Annotated in this window: 4 protein-coding genes; 3 read left to right on the top strand and 1 reads right to left on the bottom strand. The window is 66.7% G+C overall.

Annotation, left to right across the window (positions count from 1 at the left end):
* From Q7V15_RS15800 to Q7V15_RS15790, 3 genes are all read left to right on the top strand, one after another.
* Window positions 1-3,156, top strand: a 3,156-nt coding sequence (locus Q7V15_RS15800; RefSeq protein ID WP_304756775.1) for a DNA-directed RNA polymerase subunit beta', incomplete at its 5' end; no start/stop codon positions are given.
* A 165-nt stretch (window positions 3,157-3,321) separates the two neighbouring features.
* On the top strand, window positions 3,322-5,274 hold the full coding sequence (locus tag Q7V15_RS15795; RefSeq protein ID WP_304756773.1) for a S9 family peptidase: 1,953 nt from the start codon (window positions 3,322-3,324) through the stop codon (window positions 5,272-5,274).
* Window positions 5,275-5,366: 92 nt separating this feature from the next.
* Window positions 5,367-5,834 (top strand): YbjN domain-containing protein, encoded by a 468-nt coding sequence (locus tag Q7V15_RS15790; RefSeq protein ID WP_304756772.1) that lies wholly within the window; start codon window positions 5,367-5,369, stop codon window positions 5,832-5,834.
* A 17-nt stretch (window positions 5,835-5,851) separates the two neighbouring features.
* On the opposite strand, the gene Q7V15_RS15785 is transcribed toward Q7V15_RS15790, so the two are convergent.
* Window positions 5,852-6,442, bottom strand: coding sequence for a hypothetical protein (locus tag Q7V15_RS15785; protein WP_304756770.1), 591 nt, complete (start codon window positions 6,440-6,442; stop codon window positions 5,852-5,854).
* Window positions 6,443-6,636: the final 194 nt, after the last annotated feature.

Below are 6,636 nucleotides of genomic sequence, written 5' to 3'. Positions count from 1 at the left end.
AAGCGCGTCGACTATTCCGGTCGTTCGGTCATCGTCGTCGGTCCTGAGCTGAAGCTGCACGAGTGCGGCCTGCCCAAGAAGATGGCGCTCGAGCTGTTCAAGCCGTTCATCTATGCGCGCCTGGACGCCAAGGGCCTGTCGGGCACCGTCAAGCAGTCCAAGCGCATGGTCGAGCGCGAGCAGCCGGCGGTGTGGGACATCCTCGACGAGGTGATCCGCGAACACCCGGTGCTGCTGAACCGTGCGCCGACCCTTCACCGCCTCGGCATCCAGGCCTTCGAGCCCAAGCTGATCGAAGGCAAGGCCATTCAGCTTCACCCGCTGGTCTGCACGGCCTTCAACGCCGACTTCGACGGCGACCAGATGGCCGTCCACGTGCCGCTTTCGCTGGAAGCCCAGCTGGAAGCCCGCGTGCTGATGATGAGCACGAACAACATCCTGTCGCCCGCCAATGGTCGCCCGATCATCGTGCCGTCGCAGGATATCGTGCTCGGCCTGTACTACCTGTCCCTGGTCAAGGACGGCGAGCCGGGCGAAGGCAAGGTGTTCGCCGACCTGGGCGAGATCGAAGCGGCGCTGAATGAAGGCGTCGTCAGCCTGCACTCCAAGATCCGCTGCCGCTACACCGAGATGAACCCCGAGGGCGAAGTGGTCCGCCGGATCATCGACACCTCGCCGGGGCGGATGAAGATTGCGGCCCTGTTCCCGCTCAACGCCGCGGTCAGCCACAAGCTGCTTGAGAAGAACCTGACCAAGAAGGAAATCGGCAATCTGATCGACACCGTCTACCGCCACTGCGGGCAGAAGGCGACGGTCATCTTCGCCGACCAGATCATGGGCCTGGGCTTCCGCGAAGCCGCCAAGGCCGGCATCTCCTTCGGCAAGGATGACATCGTCATCCCGCAGCGGAAGAAGCCGATCGTCGAAGAAACCCGCAAGCTGGTCGAGGAGTACGAGCAGCAGTACGCCGACGGTCTGATCACCAAGGGCGAGAAGTACAACAAGGTCGTTGACGCCTGGGCCAAGGCCACAGACCGCGTCGCCGACGAAATGATGCGCGAGATCTCCGAAGGGGTGAAGGGCGCGGACGGTCGTGAATCCGAGATCAACTCGGTCTTCATGATGTCCAACTCCGGCGCCCGGGGCTCCCAGGCGCAGATGAAGCAGCTTGGCGGCATGCGCGGTCTGATGGCCAAGCCGTCTGGCGAGATCATCGAAACGCCGATCATCTCGAACTTCAAGGAAGGCCTGACCGTCCAGGAGTACTTCAACTCCACCCACGGCGCCCGTAAGGGTCTGGCCGACACCGCGCTGAAGACCGCCAACTCGGGTTATCTGACCCGTCGTCTGGTGGACGTGGCGCAGGACTGCATCATCACCGAGGAAGATTGCGGCACCACCCGGGGCATCACCCTGGGCGCGGTGGTCGAGGGCGGCGACGTTCTGGTCTCGCTCGGCCTGCGTATCCTGGGCCGCTCGTCGGCCGAGGACATCAAGGACCCGAACACCGGTGAGGTGGTCATCCCGGCCGACACCTATCTCAATGAGAAGATGATCGAGCTGGTGGACGCCGCCGGCGTGCAGTCGGTGAAGGTCCGCTCGGTCCTGACCTGCGAGACCAAGACCGGCATCTGCGCCACCTGCTATGGCCGTGACCTGGCCCGGGGGACCCCGGTGAACATCGGCGAGGCGGTCGGCGTCATCGCCGCCCAGTCCATCGGCGAGCCGGGCACCCAGCTGACCATGCGGACCTTCCACATCGGCGGCACCGCCCAGGTGGCCGAGCAGTCCTTCTTCGAGAGCGCCAACGAAGGCTCGGTGAAGGTCATCGGCGGCAATGTGGTCCAGGCCGGGGACGGCGAGTTCGTGGTCATGAACCGGAACCTGCAGATCATCGTTCAGGTCGATGGCAAGGACCGTGAAGCCTACAAGCCGCCCTATGGCGCGCGCCTGAAGGTCAAGGACGGCGACAAGGTCAAGCGCGGTCAGCGCTTGGCCGAATGGGACCCCTACACCACCCCGATCCTCACCGAAGTGGGCGGTCGCGTCCGCTTCGAGGACCTGGTGGAGAATGTCTCGGTTCGCGACGAGGCCGACGAGGCCACCGGCATTTCCAACCGCGTGGTCACCGACTGGCGCGCCTCCACCAAGGGCAGCGATCTGCGTCCCGCCGTGGGCGTGATCGACTCCGATGGCGCCTTCAAGCGCATCGCCAACGGCGGTGAGGCCCGTTACCTGCTGCCGGTGGGGGCCATTCTCTCCGTCGGCGACGGCGACGAAGCCAAGCCCGGCGAGGTCCTGGCCCGTATCCCCACCGAGGGCGCCAAGACCCGGGACATCACCGGTGGTCTGCCCCGCGTCGCCGAACTGTTCGAGGCCCGCCGGCCGAAGGATTGCGCGGTGATCGCGGAAATGGACGGCCGGGTCGAGTTCGGGCGTGACTACAAGAACAAGCGCCGGATCAAGATCACCCCGGAGGACGGCGGCGAGCCGGTCGAGTTCCTCATCCCCAAGGGCAAGCATATCGCCGTCCACGATGGCGATACGATCCGCAAGGGCGAGTACATCATCGACGGCAACCCCGATCCGCACGACATCCTGCGGATTCAGGGGATCGAGGCGCTGGCCGAGTTCCTGGTGGACGAGATTCAGGAGGTCTATCGCCTCCAGGGCGTGCCCATCAACGACAAGCACATCGAGACCATCGTTCGTCAGATGCTGCAGAAGGTGGAGATCCTCGAGACCGGCGACACCGGCCTGCTCAAGGGCGACCATCTCGACAAGATCGAGGTGGACGAGGAGAGCGCCAAGGCCGAGGCCCGTGGCGGGCGTCCGGCGATCACCCAGCCGGTTCTGCTGGGCATCACCAAGGCCTCGCTGCAGACCCGCAGCTTCATCTCTGCGGCCTCCTTCCAGGAGACCACCCGCGTGCTCACCGAGGCTTCGGTCCAGGGCAAGCGCGACACCCTGGAGGGCCTGAAGGAGAACGTGATCGTGGGTCGCCTGATCCCGGCGGGCACGGGCTCCTATCTGCGGAACCTCCAGCGCATCGCCGCCAAGCGCGACGAGGCCCTGGCCGCCAGTCGCGAGACGGTGATGGAGCCTTTGCCTGAGGTGATCGCCGCCGAGGCTGAGGCCGAGACCATCGACACCTAAGGCCCAAGGTTCCGCACAGGAGCCTGGGAGAGACGACCAGACGGCCCGGGGGCGACCCCGGGCCGTTTTTCGTCACCCTGACCCTTCGTGCCTGGCCCTAGGCCTTCAAGCTTTACCTTGGGCGCAGCGTCCGGCTAACCTCACCTGGGGTTGAGGGGATGTTACATGCGCAGACTGTTGATGATGGCGCTTGCGGCCTGGGCCGTGGGCGTGACGGCGGCCGTGGCCGCGCCGCCCCCTGTGGCGGCCTTCGCCCGGCTGGAGGCGATCCAGGATGCGGCTATCTCGCCAGACGGCTCGCGGGTGGCGCTGCTGGGCGGGCCTGCAGGCGCCCGGTCCCTGAACATCGCCACACTGGATCACGCAGGCGCCAAGACGGTGCCCCTGGGCGATATTGAGGCGGTCAGCATCAACTGGGCGGGCGATGACTATGTGATCGTTCGTGTCGGTTACTGGGAGAAGTTCGGCCCCCGCAGTCAGGCGCGCTTCGAGCGCAATGTGGTGGTCAGCGCCCAGGGCCAGGTCGGCGCCCTCCTTCTGTCCAACGACCATGCGAGCCGGTACGCGACCGGCCAGCCCATCGTACGGGTCGTCCACGGCGCCAAGCCGATCGTCTATCTGATGGGCCTGCAGCAGACCATCGACCGCTCCAATGTGGACAGCCGGATCGTCCAGAAGGGGGATGAGCAGACCTTCAAATGGTCGCTCTGGCGAGCCGATCCCGCCACCGGACATGGTCGGATCGTCGAGAACGGCAATTTTGACTCTTTCTATTTCGAACCGGACTCCGAGGGTGAGGCCCGGGTTCGGATCGAAGTCGATCCCAAGATCGCCAAGGCCCGCGTCTTCGCCCGCGCCAAGGGGCAGCGGCGCTGGACCGAAATCTGGCGCGAGGAATCCGGCGGCGACTACCTCGGCTATTCTGACCCTGAGGACTCCGTCTATCTCCTTCAGGTCAATGAGGGCGGGCAACAGGTCATCCGCCATCGCCTATCGGACGGCCAGATCGAGCGTGTGGGTGATCCCAGTCCCTACCAGCCGAGACTGGTGCGCGACCCCTACACCGGGCAGGCGCTCGCCTTGATGGCGGGCGGTGAGAGCATGAAGGTCCAGTACCTGGACGCCGAGATCGGCGCCGTGCACGGCCTTCTCAGCCGCGCCCTTCCTGGACGCGACCTGGGGCTGGTGAGCTGGTCGCAGGACCGCAAGCGCTTTGTCATCGTCGCTGACGGCGCGGATTCGCCCCCGGTCTGGTACCTGCTGGACTGGGGCAAGAAGGAGCTCTCGCCGCTGGGATCGTCCTTTCCGGAGCTTGCCGAGGCGCCATTGGGCAAGACAAGCTGGATCACCTACCAGGCCCGCGACGGGCTGGAGATACCGGCCTACCTCACTCTTCCCCCGGGCGGGCGGGCCACAGGACTGCCCCTCATCGTCCTGCCACACGGGGGACCGGCGGCGCGAGACACCAACCGCTTCGACTATCTGACCCAGTTCCTGGCGAGCCGGGGCTATGCTGTGCTGCGGCCCCAGTTCCGCGGCTCTCGGGGATTTGGTCAGGCTTTCGAGGACGCCGGGCGCGGGGAGTGGGCCGGCAAGATGCAGACCGACCTGCTGGATGGCGTGGCGGCATTGGGGGCGGAGGGCGTGATCGATCCGCGCCAGGTCTGCATCGTCGGGGCCAGTTACGGGGGCTACGCCGCGCTGGTGGGCGCCACGTTGCACCCCAGCGCTTTCCGGTGCGCTGCAGCCATCGCGCCTGTCACCGACCTGCAGATGCTGCAGTTGCATGTGGTGCGGGCCGCTGGCCGTGACTCGGGCATGTTCACCGGCTTCCGCGACCAGCTGGCCAACGCCTCCCGCCAGCAGATGGTGGCGGCGTCCCCGGCCAACCACGCCGCGGCGGTCACCGCGCCCATCCTGTTGATGCACGGCGAGCAGGACACGGTCGTGCTGCTCGACCACTCGGTGCTGATGAAGAACGCCCTGGAACGGGCAGGGAAGACCGTCGAGCTTCTGACCTTCGAGGGCGAGAACCACTACTTCTACCGACCCCAGAGCCGGGTGAGGATGCTGGAGGCGCTGGATGGGTTTCTGTCCAAGCACCTTCCCGCCTCCTGAGGAAGCCGGGTCCCCGCGGATCGCGCTTCCTGTTTGAGCGGGGCTGTGAAATGAGGGTGACGACAGCGCCCTGGCCCAGACGGAGTATTGGCATGCGTGGACTTTGGATCGTGGCCGGGCTCGCCCTGGGGCTGGGGACCGCTCAGGCGCAGGCGCGCCCTCTGCCGCCGGGCGGCGTGACCGCGGCCGAGGTGATCGAGGTGCTGCAAGCCAAAGGTTATCGTGGCCAGGCCGATGTGGACGGCGTGGGCGATCCCATGGTCCGCAGCGCCACCGACGGCACCAATTTCGTCATCTACTTCTACGGCTGCGAGCGCGAACGCTGCACGACCATCCAGTTCGGCGTCGGCTTCGAGATGAATCGTTCGCCAGGCCTGGCGAAGATCAATGAGTGGAACCGTGAGATGCGGTTCGGCCGGGCCTATCTCGACTCCGACATGGATCCTTTCGTCGAGATGGATGTGGACCTGGAGCTCGGCGCCACGACTGAACAGCTTCAGAGCGTCATCGGCACCTGGACCGCGCTGGTCCCGGCCTTCAAAGAGTTCATCGACTTCTGATCAGCCCGCCGTTGGCGCTAGAGATCAGGCAGGGGATTCATCGCGCCCCCGCCGCCGGTGGTGTCGATCCCCAGCGGGGGCGTGACAGAGTCGCGGTAGGCGCGGTCGGCGGCCTTTCGCGCGGCGGCCTGCTCCAGCCCCCTCTGCTTGTCCCCGTCCATGAGCGGCGGCCGATAGGACGCAGTCTCCGCCCCCCGGGCGAAGCGCTCAAGGCAGGCGGCCCGCTCCGCCTCGTTCAGCCGCGACATGTCCGGCTGGCTGCAGCCAAAGGTTTGTCGCAAGGCGCTCCTGAGCCGCGCGGCCTGGGCGGTGGCCTCGGGATCCGCCGCTGGCGCGGGGCGAAAGGGGGAGGGGGCCGTCGCAGCCGAATCGCCGCGGTCGTCTCGCGGGGGTGTCATTGGGCGTTGGGCGGCCCGAATCGGCGCCTCCGGGCTGCCGTCCGGGCGACGCCGGAGGGCGGCCAGCGGCGGCGCCAGCATGATCTCGAAGATCGGCCCATCACCGGTCGCGGGCGACTCCGGCGCCATCCGGGTCAGGGCCAGAAACGCGGCCAGGTGCAGGGCGACCACCAGGCCGGCGGCCGCCAGGGTTCTTCCGCCGCGCGTCATGGGTCCATCCGACTGGCTATGGCCAAGCTGGGGGGCCTGGGCGGCGAAACTGTGGCGGAATGGCTGCGGGCGGCGGGGAAGTTGCGCAAACATTGACGCGCCGGGCCGGGGCGAGTATGAACCGCGCTCCTTTGAGGCCGGGGATGATGTCCCAGGTCCCGACGGACCCGAAAGTCTTGCAAGGGACGGCTCGC

The organism is Phenylobacterium sp., from assembly GCF_030651755.1.
GTDB lineage: Bacteria > Pseudomonadota > Alphaproteobacteria > Caulobacterales > Caulobacteraceae > Phenylobacterium.
The sequence above is the reverse complement of the archived record's forward strand: the minus strand, read 5'-3'. Positions and strand labels throughout refer to the sequence as shown.